The sequence below is a fragment of the Variovorax sucrosi genome, from assembly GCF_051216635.1.
Classification (GTDB): Bacteria; Pseudomonadota; Gammaproteobacteria; order Burkholderiales; family Burkholderiaceae_C; genus Variovorax.
In genome coordinates this window covers 89,100-114,905 of sequence record NZ_JBPJZU010000007.1, presented here as the reverse complement: position 1 = coordinate 114,905, position 25,806 = coordinate 89,100, and the positions used below count along the sequence as shown (strand labels likewise).

27 protein-coding genes are annotated in these 25,806 nt (G+C 65.8%); 19 read left to right on the top strand and 8 right to left on the bottom strand.

Going from position 1 to position 25,806, the window contains the following annotated elements; all coding sequences use genetic code 11:
- Window position 1: 1 nt before the first annotated feature.
- Entirely contained in the window at window positions 2-1,066 is a 1,065-nt protein-coding gene (locus tag ACSFBE_RS15005) for a Fe(3+) ABC transporter substrate-binding protein (RefSeq protein WP_435491198.1), read from the bottom strand.
- A 163-nt stretch (window positions 1,067-1,229) separates the two neighbouring features.
- Entirely contained in the window at window positions 1,230-1,772 is a 543-nt protein-coding gene (locus ACSFBE_RS15000) for a PaaI family thioesterase (RefSeq protein ID WP_435491197.1), read from the bottom strand.
- A 51-nt stretch (window positions 1,773-1,823) separates the two neighbouring features.
- Between ACSFBE_RS15000 and ACSFBE_RS14995 the strand changes: the two genes are divergently transcribed.
- From ACSFBE_RS14995 to ACSFBE_RS14980, 4 genes are all read left to right on the top strand, one after another.
- Window positions 1,824-2,273 carry a MarR family winged helix-turn-helix transcriptional regulator gene (locus ACSFBE_RS14995; protein ID WP_435491196.1) on the top strand — a complete coding sequence of 150 codons (450 nt, stop codon included), beginning with the start codon at window positions 1,824-1,826 and terminating at the stop codon, window positions 2,271-2,273.
- A gap of 66 nt (window positions 2,274-2,339) precedes the next feature.
- Window positions 2,340-3,656 carry an MFS transporter gene (locus tag ACSFBE_RS14990; protein WP_435491195.1) on the top strand — a complete coding sequence of 439 codons (1,317 nt, stop codon included), beginning with the start codon at window positions 2,340-2,342 and terminating at the stop codon, window positions 3,654-3,656.
- 7 nt (window positions 3,657-3,663) lie between these two features.
- Window positions 3,664-5,103 carry an MATE family efflux transporter gene (locus ACSFBE_RS14985; RefSeq protein WP_435491194.1) on the top strand — a complete coding sequence of 480 codons (1,440 nt, stop codon included), beginning with the start codon at window positions 3,664-3,666 and terminating at the stop codon, window positions 5,101-5,103.
- Between the two features lie 47 nt (window positions 5,104-5,150).
- The gene (locus ACSFBE_RS14980) at window positions 5,151-5,849 is read left to right on the top strand and encodes an SDR family oxidoreductase (RefSeq protein ID WP_435491193.1); all 699 of its coding nucleotides are present in this window, start codon (window positions 5,151-5,153) and stop codon (window positions 5,847-5,849) included.
- A 19-nt stretch (window positions 5,850-5,868) separates the two neighbouring features.
- On the opposite strand, the gene ACSFBE_RS14975 is transcribed toward ACSFBE_RS14980, so the two are convergent.
- The 3 genes from ACSFBE_RS14975 to ACSFBE_RS14965 are packed head-to-tail and all read right to left on the bottom strand — an operon-like array spanning window position 5,869 to window position 8,188.
- Window positions 5,869-6,645, bottom strand: coding sequence for an aldolase (locus tag ACSFBE_RS14975; RefSeq protein ID WP_435491192.1), 777 nt, complete (start codon window positions 6,643-6,645; stop codon window positions 5,869-5,871).
- Window positions 6,646-6,668: 23 nt separating this feature from the next.
- Window positions 6,669-7,307 (bottom strand): 2-dehydro-3-deoxy-6-phosphogalactonate aldolase, encoded by a 639-nt coding sequence (locus ACSFBE_RS14970; protein WP_435491191.1) that lies wholly within the window; start codon window positions 7,305-7,307, stop codon window positions 6,669-6,671.
- On the bottom strand, window positions 7,304-8,188 hold the full coding sequence (locus ACSFBE_RS14965) for a 2-dehydro-3-deoxygalactonokinase (RefSeq protein ID WP_435491190.1): 885 nt from the start codon (window positions 8,186-8,188) through the stop codon (window positions 7,304-7,306). Before ACSFBE_RS14965 ends, ACSFBE_RS14970 begins: the two co-directional genes overlap by 4 nt.
- 129 nt (window positions 8,189-8,317) lie before the next feature.
- Here ACSFBE_RS14965 and ACSFBE_RS14960 point away from each other — a divergent pair, with 129 nt between their 5' ends.
- The 4 genes from ACSFBE_RS14960 to ACSFBE_RS14945 are packed head-to-tail and all read left to right on the top strand — an operon-like array spanning window position 8,318 to window position 11,114.
- Complete coding sequence (locus ACSFBE_RS14960; protein ID WP_435491189.1) at window positions 8,318-9,304, top strand: chromate resistance protein ChrB domain-containing protein; 987 nt, start codon at window positions 8,318-8,320, stop codon at window positions 9,302-9,304.
- Entirely contained in the window at window positions 9,301-10,641 is a 1,341-nt protein-coding gene (gene chrA, locus ACSFBE_RS14955) for a chromate efflux transporter (protein WP_435491188.1), read from the top strand. Before ACSFBE_RS14960 ends, chrA begins: the two co-directional genes overlap by 4 nt.
- Window positions 10,642-10,669: 28 nt before the next feature.
- On the top strand, window positions 10,670-10,882 hold the full coding sequence (locus tag ACSFBE_RS14950; protein WP_435491187.1) for a Fe-Mn family superoxide dismutase: 213 nt from the start codon (window positions 10,670-10,672) through the stop codon (window positions 10,880-10,882).
- Window positions 10,827-11,114 (top strand): rhodanese-like domain-containing protein, encoded by a 288-nt coding sequence (locus ACSFBE_RS14945; RefSeq protein ID WP_435491186.1) that lies wholly within the window; start codon window positions 10,827-10,829, stop codon window positions 11,112-11,114. Before ACSFBE_RS14950 ends, ACSFBE_RS14945 begins: the two co-directional genes overlap by 56 nt.
- A 180-nt stretch (window positions 11,115-11,294) precedes the next feature.
- Here the strand turns inward: ACSFBE_RS14945 and ACSFBE_RS14940 are convergent, their stop codons facing one another.
- Window positions 11,295-13,097 carry a DEAD/DEAH box helicase gene (locus ACSFBE_RS14940; RefSeq protein WP_435491185.1) on the bottom strand — a complete coding sequence of 601 codons (1,803 nt, stop codon included), beginning with the start codon at window positions 13,095-13,097 and terminating at the stop codon, window positions 11,295-11,297.
- 280 nt (window positions 13,098-13,377) lie between these two features.
- Here ACSFBE_RS14940 and ettA point away from each other — a divergent pair, with 280 nt between their 5' ends.
- Entirely contained in the window at window positions 13,378-15,039 is a 1,662-nt protein-coding gene (gene ettA / locus ACSFBE_RS14935; RefSeq protein ID WP_435491184.1) for an energy-dependent translational throttle protein EttA, read from the top strand.
- A 36-nt stretch (window positions 15,040-15,075) separates the two neighbouring features.
- On the opposite strand, the gene ACSFBE_RS14930 is transcribed toward ettA, so the two are convergent.
- Window positions 15,076-15,822 carry an IclR family transcriptional regulator gene (locus tag ACSFBE_RS14930; protein ID WP_435491183.1) on the bottom strand — a complete coding sequence of 249 codons (747 nt, stop codon included), beginning with the start codon at window positions 15,820-15,822 and terminating at the stop codon, window positions 15,076-15,078.
- A 288-nt stretch (window positions 15,823-16,110) separates the two neighbouring features.
- Between ACSFBE_RS14930 and ACSFBE_RS14925 the strand changes: the two genes are divergently transcribed.
- The 5 genes from ACSFBE_RS14925 to ACSFBE_RS14905 all read left to right on the top strand — a co-directional run bounded on the left by ACSFBE_RS14925 (window position 16,111) and on the right by ACSFBE_RS14905 (window position 20,498).
- Complete coding sequence (locus tag ACSFBE_RS14925) at window positions 16,111-17,079, top strand: MBL fold metallo-hydrolase (protein ID WP_435491182.1); 969 nt, start codon at window positions 16,111-16,113, stop codon at window positions 17,077-17,079.
- Between the two features lie 65 nt (window positions 17,080-17,144).
- Window positions 17,145-18,815 carry an FAD-dependent oxidoreductase gene (locus ACSFBE_RS14920; protein WP_435491181.1) on the top strand — a complete coding sequence of 557 codons (1,671 nt, stop codon included), beginning with the start codon at window positions 17,145-17,147 and terminating at the stop codon, window positions 18,813-18,815.
- A 13-nt stretch (window positions 18,816-18,828) separates the two neighbouring features.
- Window positions 18,829-19,035 carry a DUF2783 domain-containing protein gene (locus tag ACSFBE_RS14915; protein ID WP_435491180.1) on the top strand — a complete coding sequence of 69 codons (207 nt, stop codon included), beginning with the start codon at window positions 18,829-18,831 and terminating at the stop codon, window positions 19,033-19,035.
- Window positions 19,036-19,088: 53 nt separating this feature from the next.
- Window positions 19,089-20,051, top strand: coding sequence for a Bug family tripartite tricarboxylate transporter substrate binding protein (locus tag ACSFBE_RS14910; RefSeq protein ID WP_435491179.1), 963 nt, complete (start codon window positions 19,089-19,091; stop codon window positions 20,049-20,051).
- Window positions 20,052-20,156: 105 nt separating this feature from the next.
- Window positions 20,157-20,498: a hypothetical protein gene (locus ACSFBE_RS14905; protein WP_435491178.1), complete on the top strand. Its 342-nt coding sequence runs from the start codon at window positions 20,157-20,159 to the stop codon at window positions 20,496-20,498.
- A 16-nt stretch (window positions 20,499-20,514) separates the two neighbouring features.
- On the opposite strand, the gene ACSFBE_RS14900 is transcribed toward ACSFBE_RS14905, so the two are convergent.
- The gene (locus ACSFBE_RS14900; protein WP_435491177.1) at window positions 20,515-21,867 is read right to left on the bottom strand and encodes a TAXI family TRAP transporter solute-binding subunit; all 1,353 of its coding nucleotides are present in this window, start codon (window positions 21,865-21,867) and stop codon (window positions 20,515-20,517) included.
- A gap of 147 nt (window positions 21,868-22,014) precedes the next feature.
- On the opposite strand from ACSFBE_RS14900, the gene ACSFBE_RS14895 reads away from it, so the two are divergent.
- The 5 genes from ACSFBE_RS14895 to ACSFBE_RS14875 all read left to right on the top strand — a co-directional run bounded on the left by ACSFBE_RS14895 (window position 22,015) and on the right by ACSFBE_RS14875 (window position 25,799).
- On the top strand, window positions 22,015-22,755 hold the full coding sequence (locus tag ACSFBE_RS14895) for a helix-turn-helix transcriptional regulator (RefSeq protein WP_435491176.1): 741 nt from the start codon (window positions 22,015-22,017) through the stop codon (window positions 22,753-22,755).
- 208 nt (window positions 22,756-22,963) lie between these two features.
- Entirely contained in the window at window positions 22,964-23,347 is a 384-nt protein-coding gene (locus tag ACSFBE_RS14890) for a hypothetical protein (protein WP_435491175.1), read from the top strand.
- A gap of 12 nt (window positions 23,348-23,359) precedes the next feature.
- On the top strand, window positions 23,360-24,079 hold the full coding sequence (locus ACSFBE_RS14885; protein WP_435491174.1) for a hypothetical protein: 720 nt from the start codon (window positions 23,360-23,362) through the stop codon (window positions 24,077-24,079).
- Window positions 24,080-24,092: 13 nt separating this feature from the next.
- Window positions 24,093-24,485, top strand: a complete 393-nt coding sequence (locus ACSFBE_RS14880; RefSeq protein ID WP_435491173.1) for a hypothetical protein — start codon at window positions 24,093-24,095, stop codon at window positions 24,483-24,485.
- Between the two features lie 15 nt (window positions 24,486-24,500).
- Window positions 24,501-25,799, top strand: a complete 1,299-nt coding sequence (locus tag ACSFBE_RS14875) for an HlyD family secretion protein (protein WP_435491172.1) — start codon at window positions 24,501-24,503, stop codon at window positions 25,797-25,799.
- Window positions 25,800-25,806: the final 7 nt, after the last annotated feature.

The window sequence follows — 25,806 nt, the reverse complement described above, 5'->3', positions numbered from 1 at the left end:
GTCACTGGTCGAAACCGACCTTGTCGACCAGCGCGCTGGCCTGCTTGCGGTACTTCGCGATCTCGGTCAGCGGCAGTGGGTCGACCTTCAGTTCACCGATGGTCTGGCCGATGATCGGGTCGAGCGCCACGCCCTTGCGCACCGGGTATTCGTAGTTGGCCTGGGCATAGAGCGCCTGGGCCGGCTCCGACACCAGGAACTCGAGCAGCTTGACCGCGTTGGCGCGCTGCGGCGCGTTCTTCGCGACCGACGCGCCGCTGATGTTCACATGCGTGCCGCCGCTCTTGGCCGGGCCGAAGGTCGGCCGAAGCACCTGGATGGCATCGCCCCACTTGCGCGCGTCGCTGCCTTCCTTCGACGACTTCATCTGGCCGACGTAGTAGGAGTTGGCCAGGCCGATGTCGCAGATGCCGCCGAGGATGTCGCGCGCCACGTCGCGGTCGCCGCCAGTGGCCTTGCGGCCCAGGTTGGCTTTGACGCCCCGCAGCCATTGCTCGGCCTTGGCCTCGCCGTCGTGCGCGATCATGGCGGCGATCAGCGCGGTGTTGTAGGGATGCTGGCCGGCGCGGATACAGACCTTGCCCTTCCACTTCGGATCGGCCAGGTCTTCGTAGCGGAAGTTGCCCAGCTTCAGGCCCTTGTCGGCGTAGAGCACGCGGGCGCGCATCGACAGGCCGAACCACTGGCCGTCGGCACCCCGCAGGTTCGCGGGGATCGCCGCTTCCAGCGCGGCCGACTTCACCGGCTGCGTCACGCCACCTTCGACCAGGTCGAGCAGGTTGCCGGCATCGACCGTCATCAGCACGTCGGCTGGCGAGCGCGCGCCCTCGGCCTTGACGCGCTCGAGTAGCCCGTCCTTCACGAACACGGTGTTCACCTGGATCTGCGTCTGCGCCGTGAAGGCCGACAGCAACGGCTGGATCAGGCCCGGCTCGCGTGTCGTGTAGAGCGTGAGCGATTCCGCGGCCTGCGCAGACAGGGCTGCACCGGCGAAGCAGGCGGCCAGGGTGGAACAACGCAGGGCGCGCAAGGTGCTGCGGCCGATCACGAGGGGGCGGGCGGTCATGAAGGATGTCTCTCCTGGGGGGGCAAGGGCGGCGCAAGGCCGTCGCGGTATCGGCAGTCCGGTGCCGATACGAATAATAGTCAATCAGCGGGGGCCGCCCACGCCGATTGAGCTTGGGGCTGCGGGGTTATTCGCACGCGGCCACCTCGGACAGCGGCCCGACTCAGCGTTGGACGAGATCGAACACCAGGCAGGTCGTGGTGGCATGCGCATACAGCGTGCCGTCGGGACCCACCAGGCGCGCTTCGGCGGTGGCCAACTGCCGCCCGCAGTGGATCACCTTGCCCTCGGCGCGTACCCGCAGCACCTTCGGCGTGACGGCGCGCACATAGTTCACGCCCAGCTCGGCCGTGGTGTAGCTGCGGCCGGCTGGCATCGTCGTGTGGATCGCGCAGCCCAGGGCCGAATCGAGCAGGGTGGCGACCCAGCCGCCGTGGACCGTGCCCAGCGGGTTCAGGTGCTGTGCCAGCGGCGAGCCCTGGAACACCGCGCGGCCGGGAGCGACTTCGATGATCGTGAAGTCCAGCGTCTTGGCGATCGCGGCGTAGGGGAGTTCGCCGTCGATCATCGCCTGCATCAACTCGAGCCCGGTCTTGCCGGCGATCGCCTCGAAGCGCGCCACGCCCGGGCCGGGGCCGGCTTCGAGCTTCTGAAGGGCGGCGCGCTCTTCGGCGATCCAGCTGTCGAGGGTGAGGGTGTCTGCCATCGAATCTCCTTGTTGATGTATATGCAATAGTTGCAGATACAATAATATCCCATGAGCACCGATGTCAAACCCCAAGGCTGTACCAGTTCCAAGGTGCGCCAGCTTGCGCGCCGCCTCGCCCAGCACTACGACGCCGAGGTGATGCAATGCGGGCTGAAGACGACCCAGTACTCGCTGCTGAGCCATGCCGTGGCCCTGGGTCCGATCCGGCCGGTCGATCTGGCGGCCCGGATGAAGATGACGCCCTCGACCCTGAGTCGCAATCTGCAGCCGCTGGTCGCTGCCGGTTGGCTGGTGCTGGCGCCGGGTGCCGATGCGCGCAGCCGCCTGGTGCAGGCCACCGAGGCCGGCGTCGCCAAGCGCCAGGAAGCCCAGCGCCACTGGAAGGCGGCGCAGCAGAAGCTCAACGCGCAACTGGGCATCGAACGCGTGGCCGCGCTGCACGCGCTCATCGACGATTCGCTGGCCTTGCTGGCGCCCGATGCGGAGGAACCGGACTGACGCGTTCGCACGTCCTGCCCGACCTCTTCCGCTTTCTCCGTCCGTCCCCTTTCAAACCGCACGACCATGTTCGCCCCCCAAGTTTCCGCCTGGCTGCAGCGCCGCGGCATCCACTACGGCTGGATCGTTGCTGCCGTCACCTTCCTCACCATGCTGATGATGTCGGCGGCGCTGGGCCTGCCCGGCGCGATGATGCAGCCGCTCGGCAAGGAATTCGGCTGGAGCACCGAGCAGGTCTCGTCGGCCCTGGCCCTGCGTTTTGCGCTGTTCGGCCTGATGGGCCCGTTCGCCGCGGTGCTGATGGAACGCTACGGCCTGCGCGCCGTGATGTGCACCGGCCTCGCGCTGGTCGGCTTCGGCATGGCGATGGTCACGATGGCCTCGCAGCTCTGGCAGCTTTTCATCGTCTGGAGCCTCATGCTGGGCATCGGCACCGGCCTGACGGCGCTGGTGCTGGGCGCGGTGGTGGCCAACCGCTGGTTCGTGGCGCGCCGCGGGCTGGTCGTCGGCGCGCTGGCGGCCAGCTCGGCCACCGGGCAGCTGGCCTTCCTGCCGATCGCGGCATGGATGATCGAGCACTGGGGCTGGCGCTCCGCCGTGGTCCCGGTGTTCGTCGGCGCGATCGTGATCGGGCTGCTGGCACTGGCCTTCGTGCGCAACCGACCGTCGGATCTCGGGCTGCGCCCCTTCGGCCAGACCGCGAAGGAGGCGGCCGCGATGCCGACCGCGCCCGCCACGGCCATGAACTGGCGCACGCCCTTCCTGGTGCTGCGCGAGGCCGCGTCGAGCCGCACCTTCTGGATCCTCGCCGGCACCTTCTTCATCTGCGGGCTCAGCACCAACGGGCTGGTGCAGACGCACTTCATCTCGCTGTGCGGCGACTACGGCATGAGCGCCGTGCCGGCCGCGTCGGTGCTGGCGATGATGGGCGCCTTCGACTTCGTCGGCACCATCCTGTCGGGCTGGCTGTCGGACCGCTACGACAACCGCAAGCTGCTCTTCTGGTATTACGGCCTCCGCGGACTGTCGCTGTTCTGGCTGCCGCATTCGGACTTCACGATCTACGGCCTCGGCCTGTTCGCCATGTTCTACGGGCTCGACTGGATCGCCACCGTGCCGCCCACCGTCAAGCTCGCCGGTGCCGCCTTCGGTCCGCAGAAGGCCGGCCTGATTTTTGGCTGGGTGTTCGCGGCGCACCAGCTCGGCGCGGCCACCGCGGCCTACGGCGCCGGCTTCGCCCGCACCCTGCTGCTGACCTACACGCCGGCGCTGTATGTGGCGGGTGCCGCCTGCTTGCTGGCGGCGGTGCTGGTGCTCGTCATCCGCCGCCCGGCCGTGTCCGGCGGCGTCCGGTCCTCGTCACCTGTCGCGTCGCGCGCCTGAGGTCGCCATGAACACCGCCACTGCACCCGCCGCCGCACGCCCGGCCCCCCCGATCGCACCGCGCACGCGCATGCTGCTCGAAGGGCCCATCGTCCCCACGCTGCTGCGCCTGGCCGCCCCCAACGTGCTGGTGATGGTCGCGCAGGCGGCGGTCGGCCTGATCGAAACCTACTTCGTCGGCAAGCTGGGCACCGATGCGCTGGCCGGCATGGCGCTGGTGTTCCCGATCGTCATGCTGATGCAGATGACCTCGGCTGGCGCGATGGGCGGTGGCATCGCGTCCGCCGTGGCGCGCGCGCTGGGCGCGCAGCGGCGCGACGAGGCCGACGCGGTGGCGGTGCATGCCATGGTTATCGCCGCAGGCTTCGGCATCGTCTTCATGCTCGCGCTGCTCTTCGGCGGGCGCTGGCTGTATGCGCTGATGGGCGGCACCGGTGCCTCGCTCGAAGCGGCCTTGACGTACTCCCACGTCGTGTTCGCCGGCGCGGTGCTGGTGTGGATCTTCAACTCGCTTGCGGCCGTGATCCGCGGCACCGGCAACATGTCGGTGCCGGCCAACGTCACGGTCGCCGGCGTGGTGGTGCTGATCCCGCTGTCGCCGTTGCTGATCTTCGGCTGGGGCCCGATTCCTGGCATGGGCATCGCGGGCGGCGCGGTGGCGCTGCTGCTCTATTACCTGCTGGGCATCGTGGCGCTGCTGATGTACATGGCGTCGAGCCGCAGCCTGCTCAAGCTGTCGTTCTCCAGCGTGCGGCTGCGCTGGCCGATCTTTCGCGGCATCCTGCGCGTGGGCCTGATCTCGTCGATCGCCACGGTGTCGACCAACCTGTCGATCGGCATCGCGACGGCACTGGCCGGCCATTTCGGCCCCGGCGCCATCGCCGGTTATGGCACGGCCTCGCGGCTCGAGTACCTGCTGGTGCCGCTCATCTTCGGCCTCGGCGCGCCGTTGCTCGCCATGGTGGGAACCTGCATCGGGGCCGGCCAGCGCGAGCGGGCCTTGCGCGCGACCTGGGCCGGCGCGGGCATCGCCTTTCTGCTGGCCGAGGCGATCGGCCTCGCCGCCGCCTTGTTCCCGCGGCCCTGGCTGCTGCTCTTCGGCAACGACCCCGCGATGCTCGAGGCCGGCACGCAGTACCTGCGCGCGGTCGGGCCGCTCTACGGCTTCTTCGGCGTCGGGCTGGTGCTGTACTTCGCCTCGCAAGGTGCAGGGCGCCTGCTGTGGCCGGTGATCGGCAACCTGCTGCGGCTCGCGGTTGCCGGGGCCGGCGGCTGGCTCGCGTTGCGGCTGAGCGGCGAGCTCGGCCATGTCTTCGTCGCGCAGGGCGTGGCGCTCGTCGTTTACGGCGTGGTCATCGCATCGGCGATCGCGGGCGGTGGCTGGTTCGGCCGTGTGGGCTGGCCGCGCACCCCGTCGCGGCTAATGCAACGCCTGGCGCAACCGTGATGCGCCGCACTTCTTCCTCGTTCCTTTGCTCACACTGAAAGCGCACCATGCAACTCAAGGACTCCGTCGTCTTCGTCACCGGCGCCAACCGCGGCCTCGGACTCGCCTTCGCGCAAGCCGCCCTCGCGGCCGGCGCGCGCAAGGTCTATGCGGCCGCACGCGACCCGGCCAGCGTCACGCTGCCGGGCGTGGTGCCGATCCAGCTCGACGTCGGCAATGCGGAACAAGTCGCCGCCGCCGTGCGCGACTGCAGCGACGTCACGCTGCTGGTCAACAACGCCGGCATCTCGATGGGGTCGAGCTTCCTGGCGTCGCCTGATGCGATCGCCGCGGCGCGTGCCGAGTTCGAGGTCAACTTCTTCGGCCCATGGGCCCTGGCCAGTGCCTTCGCGCCGGTGCTCAAGGCCAACGGTGGCGGCGCGATCGTGAACGTGCTGTCGGCGCTGGCCTGGGTGTCGTTCCCGAGCGTGGCCACCTACAGCGCATCGAAGTCGGCCGCCTGGTCGCTCACCAATGGCCTGCGCAACGAGCTGCGCGCGCAGGGCACGCAGGTGGTCGCGCTGCATGTCGGCTACATGGACACCGACATGACGCGCGGGCTCGATGCGCCCAAGTCGTCGCCGGCCGATGTCGCGCGCGTCACGCTGGAAGGCGTGGAGGCCGGTGCCTTCGAGGTGCTGGCCGACGACATCAGCAAGCAGATCAAGCAGAGCCTGTCGTCGGCGACGCCGGCCTACGCGGCCTGATCCACAACACGGCGGGCGCTCAGCGGAAGGCTGCCGGCGCCGGCAGCATCCGCCGCAGCGCTTCGAAGAACAGGTCCGACTGTTCGCGCTCGCTCTGCACCTGCGCGGCAACGCGCGCGGCCAGGGCCGTGTTCACCGGCGCGAGTGGCCGGCCGGTGGATTGCGCGATGACCTGGTGCAGGCAGGCGCGCTCGAGGTAGTAGAGGTCGTCGTAGGCATGCGCGAGGGTGGCGCCCGCCACCACGACGCCGTGGTTGGCGAGAAAGGCCACGTCCTTGCCGGCCATCGCGCGGGCGATGCGCTCGCCCTCGGCATCGTCGAGGGCGAGGCCGTTGTACTCGGCGTCGATGGCGAGACGGTCCATGAAGCGCATGGCGTTCTGGCTCAGCGTCGGGTCGAGTGCACGGTCGGTCGTGAGCGTGAGCGCGGTCGCATACGGCGAATGCACGTGCAGCACCACCGCGTGGCCGGTGATGCGGTGGATCGCGCCGTGGATGAAGAGGGCGGTCGGCTCGACGCGGTGCCGGCCGGCCAGCACGGCGCCGCGCACGTCGATCAGCACGATGTCGTCGGCACCGACCTCGCTCCAGTGCAGGCCGCGCGGGTTGATGAGGTAGCGGTCCTGTGCGCCGGGCAGGACCACGCTGAAGTGGTTGCACACGCCCTCGGAGAGGCCGTGGTGCGCCGCGGCGCGCAGGGCCAGCGCGAGGTCTTCGCGCAGGCGGCGCACACGCGGTGCGGCGTACTGCGCGTCGGGACTCTCGGGCAGGGCGAGGGGGCGGGCGGTGTCTTGCATGGCGTGCGTCTTCAGGTGCCTCTTCAGTTGCGGATCGCGGCGTGCCAGGCGGCGACGAATTGCAAGGCGGCATCGCGCACCGCGGCGGCGCTCTTGCCCGGCTTGTACAAGGCCGAGCCGATGCCGAAACCGGTCGCGCCGGCGGTCCGCCAGGCGTCCATGTTGGTCGGTGAAATGCCGCCGACCGGCATCAGCGGCGTGCCCTGGGGCAGCACGGCGAGCCAGGCCTTCAGCACTGCCGGCGAGGCCGCCTCGGCCGGGAACAGCTTGAGCCCGGTGGCGCCGGCCGCCAGCGCGCCGAAGGCCTCTGTCGGCGTTGCCACGCCCGGCAGACTCACCAGGCCGAGGCGCGACGCTTCGGCCACCACCTCGGCATGGAAGTTGGGCGAGACGATCAGCGCGCCGCCAGCGGTGTGCACATCGCGCACCTGTTGCGCGCTGAGCACCGTACCGGCACCGACCAGCGCGTCGGGGAAGCGCTGGCGCAGCAGCGCGATGCTTTCCAGCGGCCGGGGCGAATTCAGCGGCACCTCGAGCAGGCGGAAGCCGGCGTCGACCAAGGCATTGCCGACGGCCGGCGCTTCTTCAGGCGTGAGGCCACGCAGGATGGCAACGAGCGGGAGTTGCCGCACGGCGGCATGAAAGGTGTCGATGGGGGTCATGGGTACAAAGTGTGCGCCAAGGCGTGCAGGCCGGCCCAGGTCGCCTCGGCGCCGAGCGTGCGGCTGGCGGCGCCGTGCGATTGCAGTGCGAGTTCGTAGCGCCGGGTGAGGGCGGGCGCGCCGATCAGCACGACCTCGTCCTTCGTATGCAGCGACTGCGTGCGCATCTCCTCGCCGATCAGCAGGCCCGACAGATAGCTCGCGAGGTCGGCTGCGCTCATGCGGCCGAACAGCGACAGCGTGCGCGCGCCGAAGGCGTTGTGCAGCAGGCCCTCGTTGTTGCCGGCCTGCGCCACGCCAAGCAGGAAGGCCGCCTCGTCGAGCGGCGCCTGGGTGTCGATGGTGCGCGAGAGGATCGAATGCGTGCCCAGCAGCGCGTAGAACTCGCCCGTCATGAAGGTGCGAAAGCCGGTGACGCGACCGTCGGCCACGCGCGCCCACTTGTTGTGGGTGCCGGGCAGCACGAAGAGGCCGCCGCGCCGGCCGGTGAGCGCCATGGCGCCGAAGATCTGCACTTCCTCGCCGCGCATCACGTCGGGCACGCCGCTCTGCTCGTCGCTCAGGCCCGGGACCATGGCGACGCGGTCGGTGTCCACCGGGATGACCTTCGCGGCGATTTCGGCCAGGCCGGCGGGGCAGGGACAGTAGGGCGCTTCGACCCAGCCCTGCTTGCTGCCGGCCATGCCGGAGATCAGGCAGCGCGGACGGCCCGGCCCTTGCATCCAGTCGCCGAACAGGTTGTCGAACACCGCGCCGAATTGACCGGCCGGCACGCTCAGGATGCCGCGCGCCGCGCTGCGTTCGTCGATCACCCGGCCCGCTGCATCGAGCAGCGCGCCGCGCAGTGAGCTGGTGCCCCAGTCGATTGCCACCAGATTCATGCCGTGTCTCTCCACCGTGTCCTCGAGGGCCGAATGATAAGTGCGGCGACCCCGCGGTCGGCGAAACCGGCGTCACCAGCGACAAACAAGTACTAGTAGCTATACATACAAAAATGTATTATTCGCTACATGAACATCGCAGACACGCCATGGCTGGTGCTGGTCCTTTCGCTTCCCACGCAGAGCGCCACGGCCCGAATGCGCATTTGGCGCGCCCTCAAGGCGCTAGGGTGCGCGGCTTTGCGCGATGGCGCCTACCTCTTGCCAGCCAGTCCCTCCCACCAGGCTGCGCTGAAGGCGTTGGCCGACGAATGCGAGCGCGAAGGCGGCAGTGCCTGGATTTTGGCGGCGGTGGCCACGAATACCGATGATGCAGCGGCATACCCAGACCTCTTTGACAGGGGCGAAGAATACGCAGCCCTCATCAAGAGCTGGAAGGAGTCGGCGGGGTCGTTGCCGGCGCTGGCTCCCGCCGAGCTGACGCGTCTGCACAAGAAATCTCGGCGCGACTACGACGCATTGCGTGCCATCGACTTTTTCCCGGGCGATACAGGCGTCGAAGCCGAGGCTTCATGGACGGACTTCAGCAATCGGGTCGAACAACTGCTGTCTCCGGACGAGCCGCATGAGACGTCCCACAAAGTCCCGCGACTCAAGGTGAGCGATTACCAAGGCCGCCTGTGGGCAACCCGTCAACGCCTCTGGGTCGATCGTGTTGCGAGTGCCTGGTTGATTCGACGCTTCATCGATCCTGCCGCGCGATTTCAATGGCTGGCAAAACCATCAGACTGCCCGCGCAAGGCGCTCGGCTTCGATTTCGACGGCGCGACTTTTACCCATGTAGGAGAACGCGTGACCTTCGAAACCCTGTTGGCAAGTTTCGGTCTTGAGCAAGACCTCGCGCTCATGCGCGTCGGTGCCATGGTGCACTCGCTCGATGTCGGTGGCGCGTCCGTGCCGGAGGCCATGGGCTTCGAGGCAATGCTGACTGGCGCTCGGGAGCGACTGCCAGACGACGACAGCCTGCTTGCCGAGATCAGCGTTGCGCTCGACTCCTTCTATGCGCACTACCAACGTGACGAGCAACGCAACAAAAACCCAGGAGCACGCAAGTGACCAGAATCGCCGCCGCACCCGATCCGGTTGGCTTCGGAGAAGCGCTGCGGTTCTGGCTGAAATTGGGTTTCATCAGCTTCGGCGGGCCGGCCGGGCAGATTGCGATCATGCACACCGAGCTGGTGGAGCGTCGTCGCTGGATCAGTGAAAAGCGCTTCCTGCACGCGCTCAACTACTGCATGTTGCTCCCGGGTCCGGAAGCTCAACAATTGGCCACCTACATTGGCTGGTTGATGCATCGGACCTGGGGCGGGATCATCGCTGGCGCGCTGTTTGTCCTGCCATCGCTCTTCATACTGATCGCGCTGTCCTGGATCTACCTGCGGTTCGGCGACGTGCCATGGGTCGTCGGCATCTTCTATGGCATCAAGCCCGCCGTCACGGCATTGGTGTTGCATGCGGCGCATCGCATCGGGATACGGGCACTGAAGAACCGATGGATGTGGGGAATTGCGGCGGCCGCCTTCGTGGCCATCTTCGCATTCGACGCACCGTTTCCTGTCATCGTTGCAGTGGCAGCGCTGATTGGCTACCTCGGGGCCCGGTGGGCGCCTTCCTTGTTCGCACTTGGCGGGAGCCATGGCGCGGCAAAGCACAGCTACGGACCCGCGCTGATCGACGACGACACGCCGCCCCCAGCCCATGCACGTTTCTCCCGTGCTCACCTGCTCAAGGTGCTAGGCATAGGCCTTGGCCTCTGGCTCTTCGCCATGGCAGCGTTGATCGTCACGCAAGGACTGTCGAGCACGCTGACGCAGATGGGTTGGTTCTTCACCAAGGCCGCGATGTTGACCTTCGGCGGTGCGTATGCGGTGCTCCCCTATGTGTACCAAGGAGCGGTCGAGCAGCACGGATGGCTTTCGGGCGCACAGATGATCGATGGGCTGGCACTGGGCGAAACCACGCCAGGCCCGCTCATCATGGTGGTGGCCTTCGTCGGTTTTGTGGGCGGTTGGGCCAAGCAGGTGCTGGGGCCTGATTCGATCTTCCTTGGCGCTGCGCTCGCGGCCGCGGTGGTCACTTTCTTCACTGTCCTCCCGTCATTCGTCTTCATCCTTGCGGGCGGCCCGGCGATCGAGGCTACGCATGGCAAGCTGGGCTTCACCGCACCACTTTCTGCGATCACCGCAGCCGTCGTGGGCGTCATCCTGAACCTGGCGCTTTTCTTCGGGTACCACGTGCTGTGGCCGCACGGGTTCAGCGGTCGGTTCGATGTGGCATCTGCAGCCATTGCCATCGCCGCGGCGATCGCGCTCTTTCGATTCAAGGTGGGCGTGATGCCGCTGCTCGGGGCTTGCGCAGCCGTCGGTCTGGCCGTGACTTTGCTGTCGCGCTAGCGATCGCACCTCTGACATTTCCCCTCCCATGGCGGTCGCCTTGACCGCGAACTTCGGCAGCGTGCAACGTTGGAAAGATGAGTTCGCTCCAATGGGGTGCGCCCAATCGGACGGCTCGGGCTGGGTGCTGCTGACCTTTCGCCGTCGACCACGGCGCGCGCGCAGGGGCGTATGTCGATGCGTTCATGAGCAACATCCGCTGGGAAGGCGTGCATCGACGCTACCAGCGCGTCGTTCATGACGCGGCCGAGCCGCTCGCCGCCGTCCGCGGAGACCCCGTTGCCTCCCGAGTACTCCTTGACGTTCGTCGGGCCGGCGCATTCGAAGAGGCAAAAGACCTGATCGCTGGCGCCATCTGGGGCGACCCTGCGCGCGTCCGTGACTGGGTCGAAGAGATCCGGTCGGATCAGAAGGTCGTCGTCTATTGCGTTGCTGGCCACGAGATGAGTCGCGGAACCGCATTTTGCTTTTGAGATCGGCCGGACTCGATGCTCAATTTCTCTTGGGTGGCATTGACGCGTGGAAAGCCAGCGGCGGCGCCACGGAACCCAGACCCACATGAACCGCACCACACCTCGCGCTTGACTAGACCGTCCGGCATGAAGCAGAAAGGGCGCCGAGGCGCCCTTTCTTTGTCGATCGATGGAGGTCGATCAGCGGCCGTAGGAACGGCCACCACCACCACCACCACCGTAGCCGCCGCCCGAGCGGCCGCCGCCGCCACCACCACCGGAACGGTTGCCGCCGTAGCCGCCACCACCACCACCACCACCACCACCGCCACGGCGACCACGGCCTGCGCCGAAGGTCGCGTCGACGCTGGTGCGCAACGGATCGGGCTGGCCGGCAACGCCGCCGGTCACGGCTTCGGCGCGCAGGTGCGCGACCTGGTTGGCCTGCGTCGGGCTGTGGCTGTTGCCGTGATGGCGCGGTTGGCGCTCGTCGCGCGGCTGGCGTTCGTCATGTGGCAGGCCTTGCGGTGCGCGCGCCGGGCCTTGCGGGCCGCGGCCCGAACCTTGCGGACGCGGGCCCTGGCCACGGGCGCCCTGGCCCTGGCCACCACCACCGCCGCCGTTGCGGGCGCCTTGCGGGGCACCGCCACCGCCACGGCGTTGACCACCGCCGCCACCGCCATTGCCGCCACCACCACCCGAGCGCTCGCCCTGGCCGGCCTTGTTGTCGCGCACGCGTTGCAGCATCTCGGTGCGGGCGGCCTTGGCGGCTGCCTGCATCACGTCACGGCTCGGCGGACGGCCGGCACCGCCCCAGATCGTCTGGCGACCCATGGCGATCGGTTCGGCGCGCTCGCCTTCTTCGGGGCCGAAGCCTTCGACGGTCACGACCGGGATCTGCTGCTTGGTGAAGCGCTCGATCTCCTGCATGAAGCCTTCTTCGTCCAGGCAGACCAGGCTCACGGCTTCGCCGCTGTTGCCCGCGCGGCCGGTGCGGCCGATGCGGTGCACGTAGTCTTCGCTGACGTTCGGGATCTCGTAGTTCACCACGTGCGGCAGCTCGTCGATGTCGATGCCGCGGGCCGCGATGTCGGTGGCCACCAGCGCGCGGATGTCACCGCTCTTGAAGCCGGCCAGCGCCTGCGTGCGGGCGCTCTGGCTCTTGTTGCCGTGCAGCGCCATCGCCTCGATGCCGTTCTTGGTCAGGAATTCGGCGACGTTGTTGGCGCCGAACTTGGTGCGGGTGAACACCAGCACCTGGCTCCAGTTGTGCTCGTTGATGATGTGCGCGAGCAGCGCCTTCTTTTTGCCGCGGCCCACGGGGTGGACCACCTGCGTGATGCGCTGCACCGTGGTGTTGCGCGGCGTCACCTGGATGCTCTGCGGGTTCTTGAGCAGGTTCGCGGCCAGGTCGCGGATCTCGTCGCTGAAGGTGGCCGAGAACAGCAGGCTCTGCTTTTCCTTGGGCACCAGGGCGAGGATCTTCTTCACGTCGTGGATGAAGCCCATGTCGAGCATGCGGTCGGCTTCGTCGAGGATCAGGATCTGCACCTGCGACAGGTCCAGCATGCCTTGCTGCTGCAGGTCGAGCAGACGGCCGGGCGTCGCCACCAGGATGTCGACGCCCTTCTTGAGCTTGCTGATCTGCGGGTTCATGCCGACGCCGCCGAAGATCACGGTGGATTCGAGCTGCAGGTACTTGCCGTAGGTGCGCACCGATTCCTCGACCTGTGCGGCGAGTTCGCGCGTCGGGGTGAGCACCAGGGCGCGGATGCCGGTGCCGCCGAACTTGTTGGTGGCGCTGCGGCTCATGGTGAGCTTGTGCAGCATGGGCAGCGTGAAGGCGGCCGTCTTGCCGGTGCCGGTCTGGGCGCCGCCAAGCAAGTCGTGGCCGTCGAGCACCACGGGGATCGCCTGGGCCTGGATGGGGGTGGGGGTGTCGTAGCCGTGCTCGAGCACAGCCTTCAGGATGGCCGGGGCCAACTTCAGATCGTCAAAGGTCATTTGGAAGCAATAGCGCCTTGCACGGCGCAGTGGCATCGGCCTTCCACGCACCCTTTGCTGGGGCGGCATGGTCAGTTCAGGCAGATGAATCAAGGGTGGGAGCCGAGGGCTGTCGCATCGGGATGCTGAAGCCTTCTTGTCCCCGGCAGAAGAGCCGCTGTTGCGGGCAACTGGACCCGGCAACAGGCGCGATTGTCGCATGAGTCGATAATCGACGGTTTGCCGCGCCCGATTTTCTCGGCCGCCTGCGCAACCACCCTGACCCAACGCAAGTACACAGATGGCCCAATACGTCTATTCGATGAACCGCGTCAGCAAGACCGTGCCGCCCAAGCGGCAGCTCTTGAAAGACATTTCGCTCTCGTTTTTCCCCGGCGCCAAGATCGGCGTGCTCGGCCTCAATGGCTCGGGCAAGTCCACGCTGCTCAAGATCATGGCCGGCGTCGACAAGGAGTTCGAGGGCGAGGCGCTGCCCATGCCGGGGATGACCATCGGCTACCTGGAACAGGAACCCAAGCTCGACAACGAGCACACGGTGCGCGAATCGGTCGAAGAATCCATGGGCGCGGTGTTCGCGGCCAAGGCGCGGCTCGAAGAGGTCTACATCGCCTATGGCGCCGAAGACGCCGACTTCGATGCGCTGGCCGCCGAGCAGGCCCAGCTCGAAGCCGTCATCGCCACCGCCGGCACCGATTCCGAACACCAGCTGGAGATCGCCGCTGATGCGCTCCGCCTCCCGCCGTGGGACGCGAAGATCGGCCTGCTGTCAGGGGGCGAAAAGCGCCGCGTTGCGCTGTGTCGTCTCTTGCTGTCCAAGCCCGACATGCTGCTGCTCGATGAGCCGACCAACCACCTGGATGCCGAATCGGTGGAGTGGCTTGAAGTGTTCCTGCAGCGCTTCTCAGGCACTGTGGTGGCCATCACCCATGACCGCTACTTCCTGGACAACGCGGCCGAATGGATTCTGGAAATGGACCGCGGCCGCGGTATTCCATGGAAGGGCAACTACAGCACCTGGCTCGAGCAGAAGGGCGAACGCCTGGCGCAGGAGCAAAAGGGCGAAGAAGCCCATGCCAAGGCGCTGAAGAAGGAACTGGAATGGTCGCGCCAGAACCCCAAGGCGCGCCAGGCCAAGAGCAAGTCCCGTCTCGCGCGCTTCGAAGAGCTGAGCGACATGGAATACCAGAAGCGCAACGAAACGCAGGAAATCTTCATTCCTGTGGCGGAGCGACTGGGCCAGCAGGTGTTCGAGTTCCACGGCGTCAGCAAGTCCTTCGGCGACCGCATGCTGATCGACAACCTGAGCTTCACCGTGCCACCGGGCGCCATCGTCGGCATCATCGGCCCGAACGGCGCGGGCAAGTCGACGCTCTTCAAGTTGCTCGCCGGGAAGGAGCAGCCCGACAGCGGCGAAGTCATCATCGGCTCCACGGTGCGCGCAGCGTTCGTCGACCAGCACCGCGATGAACTGGCCAACCAGAAGACCGTGTGGGAAGACATCTCCAACGGCCTGGACATCATCAACGTCGGCAAGTTTCAGATGGCCAGCCGTGCCTATGCCGGCCGCTTCAACTTCAACGGCGCCGACCAGCAGAAGAAGGTCGGCACGCTGTCGGGCGGCGAGCGCGGTCGCCTGCACCTGGCCAAGACCCTGATCGCCGGCGGCAACGTGTTGATGCTCGACGAACCGTCGAACGACCTGGACGTGGAAACCCTGCGTGCGCTGGAAGACGCCTTGCTCGAATTCGCCGGCACTGTGATGGTCATCAGCCATGACCGCTGGTTCCTCGACCGCATCGCCACGCACATCCTCGCGGCCGAAGGCGACAGCCAGTGGACCTTCTTCAACGGCAACTACCAGGAGTACGAAGCCGACAAGAAGAAGCGCCTGGGCGAAGAAGGCGCCAAGCCCAAGCGCATGCGCTACAAGGCGTTGAAGTAACGCTCACCCGCAGGTGAGGCGGCGGCGCGTGTCCTGTCAGGCGCTGCGCCAGCCCAGGCGTGTCGAGATGTCTCTCGCCGCGTCGCGCACCGCCAGCGCAATGCTGGAGGTCCACTGGGCTTCAAAGCGGTCCTGGTGGCCCAGCGCAGTGATGACGATCACGGCGTCGCCTTCATGGTTGAATGCCGGCGCACTGAAAGCGTTCACCCCCGGAATCGGCTTGCCCTTGGCGCGCGTGACGTTGTGGTTGCGCAGTTCGGCCACGGCCTCCGCCAGCGTTTCCGTCTGGTGCTGAAGCAGCGCGGCGGGGCGTCCATGGACGTCGCCCAGCGCCACGGTCATTGCCTTCTCGATGCGCTCTGCAGGCAGGGCACCTGCGAACGCGCGGCCCGTGGCGGTGCCGAACAGCGACATCACCGTTCCGGCTCGCATGGCGACGTGCAGCGGTTCCACCGCCTCGATCATCCGGATGATGGTCGGGCCGAAATTGCCCCAGACCGCCAACGCCACCGCGTGCCCCGTGGAGGTCGCCAACTGCTGCGCCACCGGCCATGCGGCTTTCACCGGATCGAGCTGATGCAGGCAGGTCAGGCCCAACTGCAGCGCCGCCGGCCCGAGCGCGTAGCGGCCGGTGTCGGCTTCCTGTTCGATCAATCCCAGTTTGCCGAAGCTCACCAGGTAGGGATGCGCGCGTGCCGCGGGCAGCGATGAAAGGCTCGACAGGTCCCGCAGCGTGAGCGGGGTAGGGCTGTTCGCCAGCGCCAGCAGCAGGCGGCCGCCCACCTCGATGGATTGGACGGCACGCTGCTCTTTCTCTTCCTTCACTGAACTCCCGAATGGCTGGCTTTATGGGGGTGGCCCGAGGGCGCTCCCGAGTTTAGTTCGTCTTGAGCAAAGCGCTTTGTCATTCCCAAACCTCTGAAGTAGGGCATGACGACGCCGCGGCGCTCAAGGTCCTCAGGGAAAGTACCGGGTTTGTCTCCTGCAAATGAGTTTGCGGTGAGCAAATTATGAATGCATACTGCAAACAGATTTGCCACTAACAAATTCACGATCGTTGCAGAACCGACCATGACCACCGCCACCACCAAGAAATTCGCCAGCCAAGCCGACCTCGATGAAAAGAAGGTCACCTTCAGCCAGATCTCCGAGCACGCCTGGGCCTACACGGCCGAAGGCGATCCCAACACCGGCATCGTCATCGGCGACGACGCGGTGCTGGTGGCGGATACGCAAGCCACGCCCGTCATGGCCGCCGACGTCATCCGCCGCATCCGCGAGGTGACCGACAAGCCGATCAAGTACGTGGTGCTGACCCACTACCACGCAGTGCGCGTGCTGGGCGCCAGTGCCTACGGTGCCGAGCACATCCTGGCCAGCCAGGACACGCGCGACCTGATCGTCGAGCGCGGCGAGTACGACAAGGCCAGCGAGATCGGGCGTTTCCCGCGCCTGTTCCAGAACGTCGAGTCGGTGCCTGCGGGCCTGACCTGGCCCACCATGACCTTCACCGGCAAGATGACCCTGTGGCTGGGCAAGCTCGAAGTGCAGTTACTGCAGCTCGGACGCGGACACACCAAGGGCGACACGGTGGTCTGGCTGCCGGGAGAACAGGCGCTGCTGTCGGGCGATCTGGTCGAGTTCGGCGCGACGCCTTACGCCGGAGACGCGTACTTCAAGGACTGGCCACAGACGCTCGACAACCTCCTGGCGCTGCAGCCCAAGGTGGTGGTACCGGGGCGCGGTGCCGCATTGACGACACCCGAGCAGGTGGCCCAGGGCGTGGGTGAAACGCGCAGCTTCATCGCGGACGTCTATGCGAACGTGCAGAAGGGCGTCGCCGCCGGCAAGGACCTGCATGCGGTCTACCAGAACACGGTCGCCGCGCTGCGGCCGCGGTACGGGCATTGGGTGATCTTCGACCACTGCATGCCGTTCGACGTGACGCGTTGCTACGACGAAGTGACGCAGTACCCCGATCCGCGCATCTGGACGGCCGAGCGCGACGTGGAGATGTGGAAGACGCTCGAAGGTCAGTGATTCGAGCCTCGAAAGAAAGCCGACGCACAAGCCAGGCGCCGAAGCCGCGCCACTGGAGACAAGAAATGCAGTTGAACGAACTTGCCGCCGGCAAGGGGCGGGCGGTCGACTACCAGAAGCTGGTGTTCGACTATGTCCGCCATGCGGACCAGGATGGCGCTGCGCCTGACAGACGCCCGGTGGTCGTGGTGGGCGCAGGGCCCGTGGGGCTGGCATTGGCCATCGACCTCGCGCAGCGCGAAGTGCCCGTCGTGCTGCTGGACAACGACAACGCCCTGTCGTCCGGATCGCGCGCGATCTGCTTTGCCAAGCGCACGCTGGAGATCTTCGACCGGCTGGGCTGCGGCGAGCGCATGGTGGACAAGGGCGTGTCGTGGAACGTGGGCCGCGTCTTCTTCCGGAACGAGCAGATCTACAGCTTCGACCTGTTGCCTGAAGCCGGCCACGCGCGCCCGGCCTTCATCAACCTGCAGCAGTACTACGTCGAAGGCTTTCTCGCGGAACGCGCGGCCGAACTGCCATTGATCGACGTGCGCTGGAAGAACAGCGTCTCGGGCATCGTCCAGCATGCCGATCATGTGACGCTGACCGTGGACACGCCCGATGGGCCCTACCAATTGCAGGCGGACTACGTGGCGGCCTGCGACGGCGGCCGCTCGAGCCTGCGGCGCCTGCTGGGCCAGGAAAGCAAGGGCCGGCAGTTCAAGGACCGCTTCCTGATTGCCGATGTGAAGATGAAGCTCGACCGTCCGGCCGAGCGCTGGTTCTGGTTCGACCCCGAGTTCCACCGCAACCAGAGCGTGCTGCTACATATGCAGCCGGACAACGTGTGGCGTATCGACTTTCAGCTCGGCTGGGACGCCGACCCTGAAGAAGAAAAGAAGCCGGAGAAGATCATTCCGCGCGTCAAGGCCCTGCTGGGCGACGACGCGCAGTTCGAGCTTGAATGGGCGAGCGTCTACACCTTCTCCTGCCTGCGCATGGACGCCTTCCGGCAAGGCCGCGTCTTCTTTGCCGGCGACGCAGCACATGGCGTGTCCCCCTTCGGTGCGCGCGGCGCCAATTCGGGCGTGCAGGACGCGGAGAACCTGGCCTGGAAGCTCGCTGCCGTGGTTCAGGGCCGCGCGGCCGACGCGCTGCTCGACAGCTACGGGCAGGAACGTGAATACGCGGCCGACGAGAACATCCTGAACTCGACCCGCGCCACCGACTTCATCACGCCCAAGAGCGAGGTCAGCCGTCTGTTCCGGGACGCCGTTCTGCAACTCGCCAAACGCCACGCCTTTGCGCGGACGCTGGTCAACAGCGGGCGGTTATCCGTGCCGGCCACGCTGCACGGTTCGGTGCTGAACACGGCCGACAGCGACGACTTCCAGGGCCGGATGGTGCCCGGCGCCGTGGCCGCCGACGCGCCGCTCGTGTCGGCCGAAGGCATGGCAGGCTGGCTGCTGCAGCAGACGGCGAGGGATGGTTTCACCGCGTTGGTGTTCGGTGCAGGCGAGGCGTCGGATCGCGCAGCGCGCGCCCTGGCGCAGGCGACGCTCGACTCCGGCGTGGCGGTCGCTCTGGTCCGCGTGCCGCTCGACGACGCGCATGCGCCGGTACGCGACCGCTACGACGCGCGCGAAGGCACCACCTACCTGCTGCGACCCGACCAGCACGTCTGCGCCCGCTGGCGACAGCCGCAAGCCGCCGACATCCGCAGCGCGCTGGATCGCGCACTGGGCCACGCCTGAGGAGCCGATTGCCATGACACATCCACCCCATACATCGCTGGTCACGACGCCCAACCTGGTGGCACCCGACGATTTTTACGAGGCGCTGATCGAAGCGCACCAGGGCCTGTCCACCGAAGAAAGCCATGCCTTCAATGCGCGGCTGATTCTGGTGCTGGCCAACCACATCGGGTCGCTCGAGGTGCTGCGCCAAGCCTTCGACGCCGCCAAGCACCGCTGAGCGGCCGACGCCTTTTCCTCTTTGCTCGTACAACAAACCACGGAGACATATCCATGATTCGCGCTTGCCTCACCGGAATCGCCGGTATTGCACTGGCCGCTGCCAGCCTTCTCGCCCATGCACAGGACAAGCCCATCGAATGGGTGGTCGGCTATGCGGCCGGCGGCGGTTCCGATTCGGTCGCGCGCATCACGGCCGAGACGATGTCCAAGAACCTGGGCCGGCCAATCGTCGTCACCAACAAGCCCGGCGCCGCGACCAACATCGCGGCCGATTACGCGGCGCGTTCCAAGGACTACGGGAACATCATGCTCACGGCAGATTTCGCCACCCTGGCAGCCAACCCGTTCCTTTTTTCCAAGCTCAGCTACAGCGCCGAGAAGGATCTGACGCCGGTGGGCATGCTGGCGCGCTTTCCGCTGGTGCTGGTGGTCGGGCCGCAGGTGCCGGCGACGAACTGGAAGGAGTTCCTGGCCTGGGCGAAGGCGCGGCCCGGTGGCGTGAACTATGCGTCGGCAGGCGTCGGCAGCCCGCACCACCTGGCAGGAGAACTGCTGCGGGAGCGAACCGGCCTGGCCATGACGCATGTCGCCTACCGCGGCGCCGCACCGGCCATGCAGGACATCCTGGGTGGTTCGGTGCCATTCATGCTGGTCGACACGGCCAGCGGCAACCAGTTCGTGCTGGCGGGCAAGGTCAAGGCCATCGGTGTTGCGAGCGCCAGGCGCATTGCCACGCTGCCCGACGTGCCGACCCTGGCCGAGCAGGGCCTGACCGATTTCGAGGCCTATGCGTGGCAGGGCCTGTCGGTGCCGACCGGCACGCCACCCGATACCGTGGTCCGCCTCAACAAGGCGCTGGTCGACGCGCTGGAATCGACCACGGTCAAGGCACGCTTCCTGGCCCTCGGCGTAGAAGGCCTGCCGGGCAGCCCGGCTGCGATGGCGCGTTACGTCAACGGCGAACGCGAACGATGGGGCCGACTGATCAAGGCCAGCAACATCAAGGTCGACTGACAGGGACGGCGCCAAGCCGAAACTGCCCCGGCAGCGAGTCCAGAACCCGCAGCTGCGAAGGGCGTTCACGAGGTGCCAGCACTCATCCGTGAGAAACTGGCCCGCATGAAAACCGCAAGCGCTCTCGTGTTGAGCTTTCTCGCCGTCGTCTCCCTGGCGCGGGCGGAAGAGATCAAGGTACCCGTCGACAGCGACGACAAGCGAATCATCTACGTCGCTCCCGACGTCGCGCCTACCGGCAGCACGGTCGTCACCCACGGTGCCACCGTGGGCGTGCAGCGCCCCGACGGCAGCACCACGTACGGCGGCATGAACACCGCCGGCGATCGGCCCACGTATTCCGTCGGCGCCAGCACCGGCGGCGACACCTCCTTCTCGGCCGGCGTGTCGTCGGATGGCCGCAAGGAAAGCGCCGGCGTGAAGGCCGGTGTCAAGATCAAGTTCTGACGTCGGCCCGAAACGCTCAGGCCGCTGCGATGAGGCGCGTACCGACGGTTGCCAGCGCGCGCTGGCGCACCGCGGCGATGTTGTTGCGCAGCGCGTAGAGCTCGTCGGCATAGGACAGTGGCACGGCCACTTTGTTGACGCTACGGTCGAGTTCGTCGAGCTTCGTCAGCAGTGCTTCGCGATCGCCTTCGGCGGACTCCAGTTGCGTTTCGATGTCGCGCAACTGCCCGTACCAGCGGAACACGCGCGAGCGCACCCGGAACTGGTAGAGCGGCGGCACCACGCGGCTCAGCGGCAGCATCAACACCACCAACCCGCCCAGCACCAGCCACATGCGCTCGATCAGGTTGCTGGCCCAGAAGGGCAGGTAGCGTTGCCAGAAGGGCGGCGTGCCGTTGATGGCGCGGTCGCCCTCGGGGCTCACGGGCAATTCGCTGGTGCGGGTGTTGGGGAAGTCGCGGGCGCGGTTGAACCAGCCGGCCTCCCCGTGCAGCGTCTGCGCACTTTGCGCGAAGAGCTGCCGCAGGGCGGGGTGCGTCTGCTCGCGCGCCAGCAAGGAGGTGGTGGCGGCCAGCATCGACACGTCGCGCGTCGGCACGTCGCGCGCCAGGTCGACCACGCCGCGCGGCAGCGACACGGCCGACAGGAAGGCGAAGCGGCGCGAATAGGCGTCGCTCTGCGTCAGGTCCATCAACGCGATGCCCGGCGCGCGCAGCAGCTGCTGCACCTGCGGCGACTGCGGCGCCGACGCCAGCACGATCACGTCGAGCAGCCCGGCCTGCAGGGCCTCGGTCGCCGGCGTCTGCTCCAGGTTCGCCAACTGCAGCGCGCTCGCGTCGAGGTGGTTGGCGCGCAGCATGCGCTCCATGATCTCTGGCACGCCGCTGCCCGGCTTGTCGATGTTCACCCGCAGGCCCTTGAGCTGTGCGATCGATTCGAGCGTGCCCGTCTTGCGGTTCACCGTGCGCACCGCATCGCTGCGGTAGAAGATCCACAGCGGCTCGTAGAACAGGCTGCCCAGCGAGGTCAGGCCGGCTTCCTCGTCGGCCACCACGTCGGCACTGCCGCCCCGCACGAAGGCCACGTCGGCCGTGCCGTTGCGCAGCATCTGCAGGTTGTCCGACGAACCTTCACTGGGCTTGAGCACGACCTCGATGCCGTTGGTAGCCAGGGCACGCGCGTAGCGCTGACCGAATTCGGCATAGGCGCTGCCGGCCGGGCCGGTGGCGAGCGTCACGCGCCTGGGGGGCTGCGGCTGCAGCCACCAGTAGGCAGCGACCAGCAGGCCCACGACCAAAAAAACCACCGGCCCGGCGGAGACGATGAAGTCGCGGATGGACAGCAGGATCAGCTTGAGGAATCTGGGCATGGGCTTGCGATGGGTTGCGGGGGCGACGAAGGAGGCCAAATATAGGCTGTGCGAGCCGCTGATATGCTTTGCTGCAGAGACACGGCAGAGCGCTGCAGCCCTGTACTAAGTGGCTCAGGGGAGTGAACAGGGATGAAGCGAGCGGCTTTGAACAAGGCGCTGGGCGACAGCGTGCACGCGGTGCGCGATGTTGCAACGTTCGACAATTGGCTCGGCGGTCCGCTCGCGGCTGCGCTTCCGCACCAGGCCCTTCTGTGTGGCCAGTACATCCCCCATTCGGGCGGATACACCGCCATAGAACGGCGCAGCGTCGGCTTGCAGACGGACTATCTGAAGCGGATCAGTTGCGGAGGCCTCAACGTCCGCAGCCCCATCCTTTCACGCTTGATGCGCAGCGGTGGGCCCGAATTCTTCGATGCAGAAAGACACGCCAGCACCATCGATCCAGCATGGCTGGCCGAGCTCAGGAGCTTTGGGTGGCGCAACATCCTGGCAATGGCATGCAGCGACGGTGCCGGCGACGACGTGTTGCTGACCGCCGCCGGCTTCTACAACGTGGCGCCGGAAGCCGAGTACTCCGCCGCAGTGCTGCAAGAAATTGTGATGCCGCAACTGCATGCAGCGTTCAAGGCCATGCGTCAAACCGACTTCGGCAACACGCCGCATGAGGCGAGCCCCGCCATCAGGCTCGCGCCGGTCGAAGAAGCCATCGTTGCGCTGCTTCGCCAGGGCAAGACCAACAAGGAAATCGGCAGGCAACTCGGCAAGAGCGACGAGACGGTGAAGCATCGGCTCGCCAACCTGATTCGCCGCCTGAAAGTCAAGAACCGCACCGAGCTCGTCGACCTGATTTCGCGGGCGCAGGTCGTCCAGGCGCGGCTGCCATAAACGAGCCGCGCTACCACGCTCGCTGAACTCTGGCAATACACCCGATCGGGCCTATTGCCGGGTGTTTGAGGCGCTATCAATATCGCGGCATACGGCTGCACTGCGCGAAAGACCCATTCAGCCGACAGGTTCTCCGCCAGCTTGGCGGAGAGGCCAAGCCGATGTCCGACTTGGTGAATTTGGCTTCGGCCAAAAAAGGGAGCGTGTGATGTTTCGACAAAAATGCGTTGATGGATTTGGAGAATGGTCTGGCGAAATAACCTTGTTGACGAACGAGGAAATTCTTCTCGTTAGTGGCGGCGACGATGGCGGCGCCGGATGCTCGCCCAGTGATAGTGGCGCAGATGGCAATTGCGCTGCTCAGGGTGATGCGAGCAGCGGGGAGTCTGTTGGGTCGCTGCCAGAGACCACTGTTACCGCCAGCTCTCAAACCATAGGGGATGCTGAAGCGGCACAGATGGTCCAGAATATTGATCTGGCGCTAAACAATCCGGTATTCGCTGCAGCTTTGTTCGTCGGGACAATCGCAAACTTTTTTGCCAACGCAGCGCCCAGTGGGCCTATTGGAAACCCAGGGAGTGAGGGGCCATGAGCATCTAAAAAAATGAAACCAACCTCCCTTGAAAGTCGACCCAATTCGGCCCTACGCCGATCTTTCTGCGTTGCACTGAAATCGACTCTCAAGGGGGTGCAGTTCCAAAAATGGAAAAGCAAAAAATTATTCTTCACCCTCATTTGTCTTGTGAGTCTACTCGTTCATTCGGGCGAATTGAGAAGAGAGGGCGGAAATGCATACGCTAAAGGTCCAATTTTAACATCTGATGCGAAAGAGTTGGACGTCGACGGATTGAATGCCATTGTTTTCCAGGACTCGCTGGGCGGAACGATGGAGGCTGCGCGGGCGTACATTGAGCTGATAAAGCGACGAAAATTGCGAACGATCGTAAAGGGAAAATGCTTTTCTGCTTGCGCGCTCGCGTTCCTGGCTGGGTCTCGACGGTCGGCAACGGAAGGTGTTAATAACATGATCGTCTTACATGTTGCCAGGGTGATAGAGAATGGCGTGGCGCGGCCATCTAATAAAAACGATATCACAGTGGCTTTGATCCGCGAACTGACGGGCGGAAAAATAACCCCTGAAGTGTTGGAAAAAATAGCTATCTCTTGGGGAGAAGCTTCCGGAGTGGTTTTTTCCATCGGACCTGGTTGGTTTGGAGCAAGAAAAACTACGCTGTATTGCGATGGTTCGCAGGGGCTCGACACCAGTAAATGCAGTTACATGTTTAATGCGGACCCATTTGAAATGGGAATATTGACCGAGTAACCTGAAGATTTTAATGAAGACGTACTTCGCGTCATTGAAAATTGACTGGATCGTGACGGGGAAGATTCTTCTCGCCTTGCTCTTGTTATCTGCATTGGTGCTCATTGCGGCCAGGAGCATCGCGCCCGGCCTTGACTCCCTGCATGTCCTTCTCTATGTGGCCGGCGGTGCAGCTTGCTTCCTCGTGGCGATCTCGCTTTCCATCGTCGTCGTTGGCGCGTTCAACCAGTGGGCGCTGAATCGTGGCGCGACCGATGCGCAATGGTTCATTTTTCCGAGGAGCCAGGAGCCGCCCGGCTTGGAAAGCTTGCACGGGCAGGCCATCAGTGAACCGGCCGGCGGTCACGACATTTCGGCTTCAACGGCAAACGCCGCAGCAGGCAGTGACCAGCCTGCGCCGCCGTAGCGCGATCCTGATCACATGTCTTTGGATCAAGTCCAGACCTCAAAAGGTCATCAAGATGGCGCGTTCTTTCGGCCCGAGGTTTTCACGGCACGCAAGGATGCGTGGCTTGGCGATGTCGCGCTGACCCGCAGCTTTTCGTTCGTGATGCTGGCGACCGGCTTTCTCTTGGCATCCGCGGCACTGATCGCCTTTGCCGTGTGGGGCGAGTACACCAAAAAGATCCGGGCCAGCGGCTATGTTGTGCCGGATCTGGGTGTGGTGAAGATCGGGCCATCTCAGCCGGGAGTGGTCGCGCGAATGCTTGTGGTCGAAGGCCAGCACGTTGTAGCGGGCGACACGCTGGCGATCCTGAACTCGGAGCGTGCGACGGCGGGCGGCGATGCTTCTGCCGAGGTGCAAAAGCAGATCCGCTTGCGGCATGCGGCGCTGCGCCAGGAGCAATCGAAGGTCAACGAACTGTTCGACGGGCAGCTGAAGGCACTCGCCGTACGCATTGCCAATCTGCGGGTGGAACTGTCGCAGATCGACGCTGCGTTCCGGCTGCAGGAGGAGCGCATTCGTCTGACAGATCAAATCCTCGGCAACCAGCGAAAGCTGCACGCCGAGCGTTTCATCTCCGACATGGCGCTTCAACAGAAGGAGCAGGAGCGCATGAGCGACTTGTCCGCTTTGGAGACGATCAAACGCAGTCGAATGACGCTGCTGCGCGAGCTTGCGTCCTCGGAGGCCGACAAGGAAGCGCTGCCCGCCAGGCATGCCAATGAGTTGTCGGCGATCGAACGCAATCTGGCAGCGTTGGAACAGGATCGGATCGAAAACGAGGCGCGCAGGGAATTGCTGCTCAAGGCGCCACAGCCTGGCGTGGTAACTGCCATCATCACGGACGTCGGCAGGCCGGCAGTGCCAGGCCAGACATTGCTGAGCCTGATCCCCGCAGGCGCGCAACTGCAGGCCGACGTATACCTGCCATCGCGGGCGGCCGGATTCGTCCGGGTGGGATCACAGGCGTTGCTGCAATTCCAGGCCTTTCCCTACCAAAAATTTGGAAGTCAGAGAGCGGAGGTCGTCAGGCTGTCGCGAGTCGCATTGGGGGCAGCAGAACTGCCCTATCCGGCGCCCGCTGGCGCGGCGCCCGGAGAGTTGTTCTACGTCGCCAGTCTGGCGCTTTCGAAAACCACCGTGCTCGCCTACGGCAAGGAAGAGCCGCTTCAGGCAGGCATGGGGTTCGATGCCAGCCTTCTGCTCGAAACGCGCAGTCTGCTCGAATGGGTGTTCGAGCCGTTGTATTCGGTGTCGGGAAAGTGGGCGCATTGAATGCCGC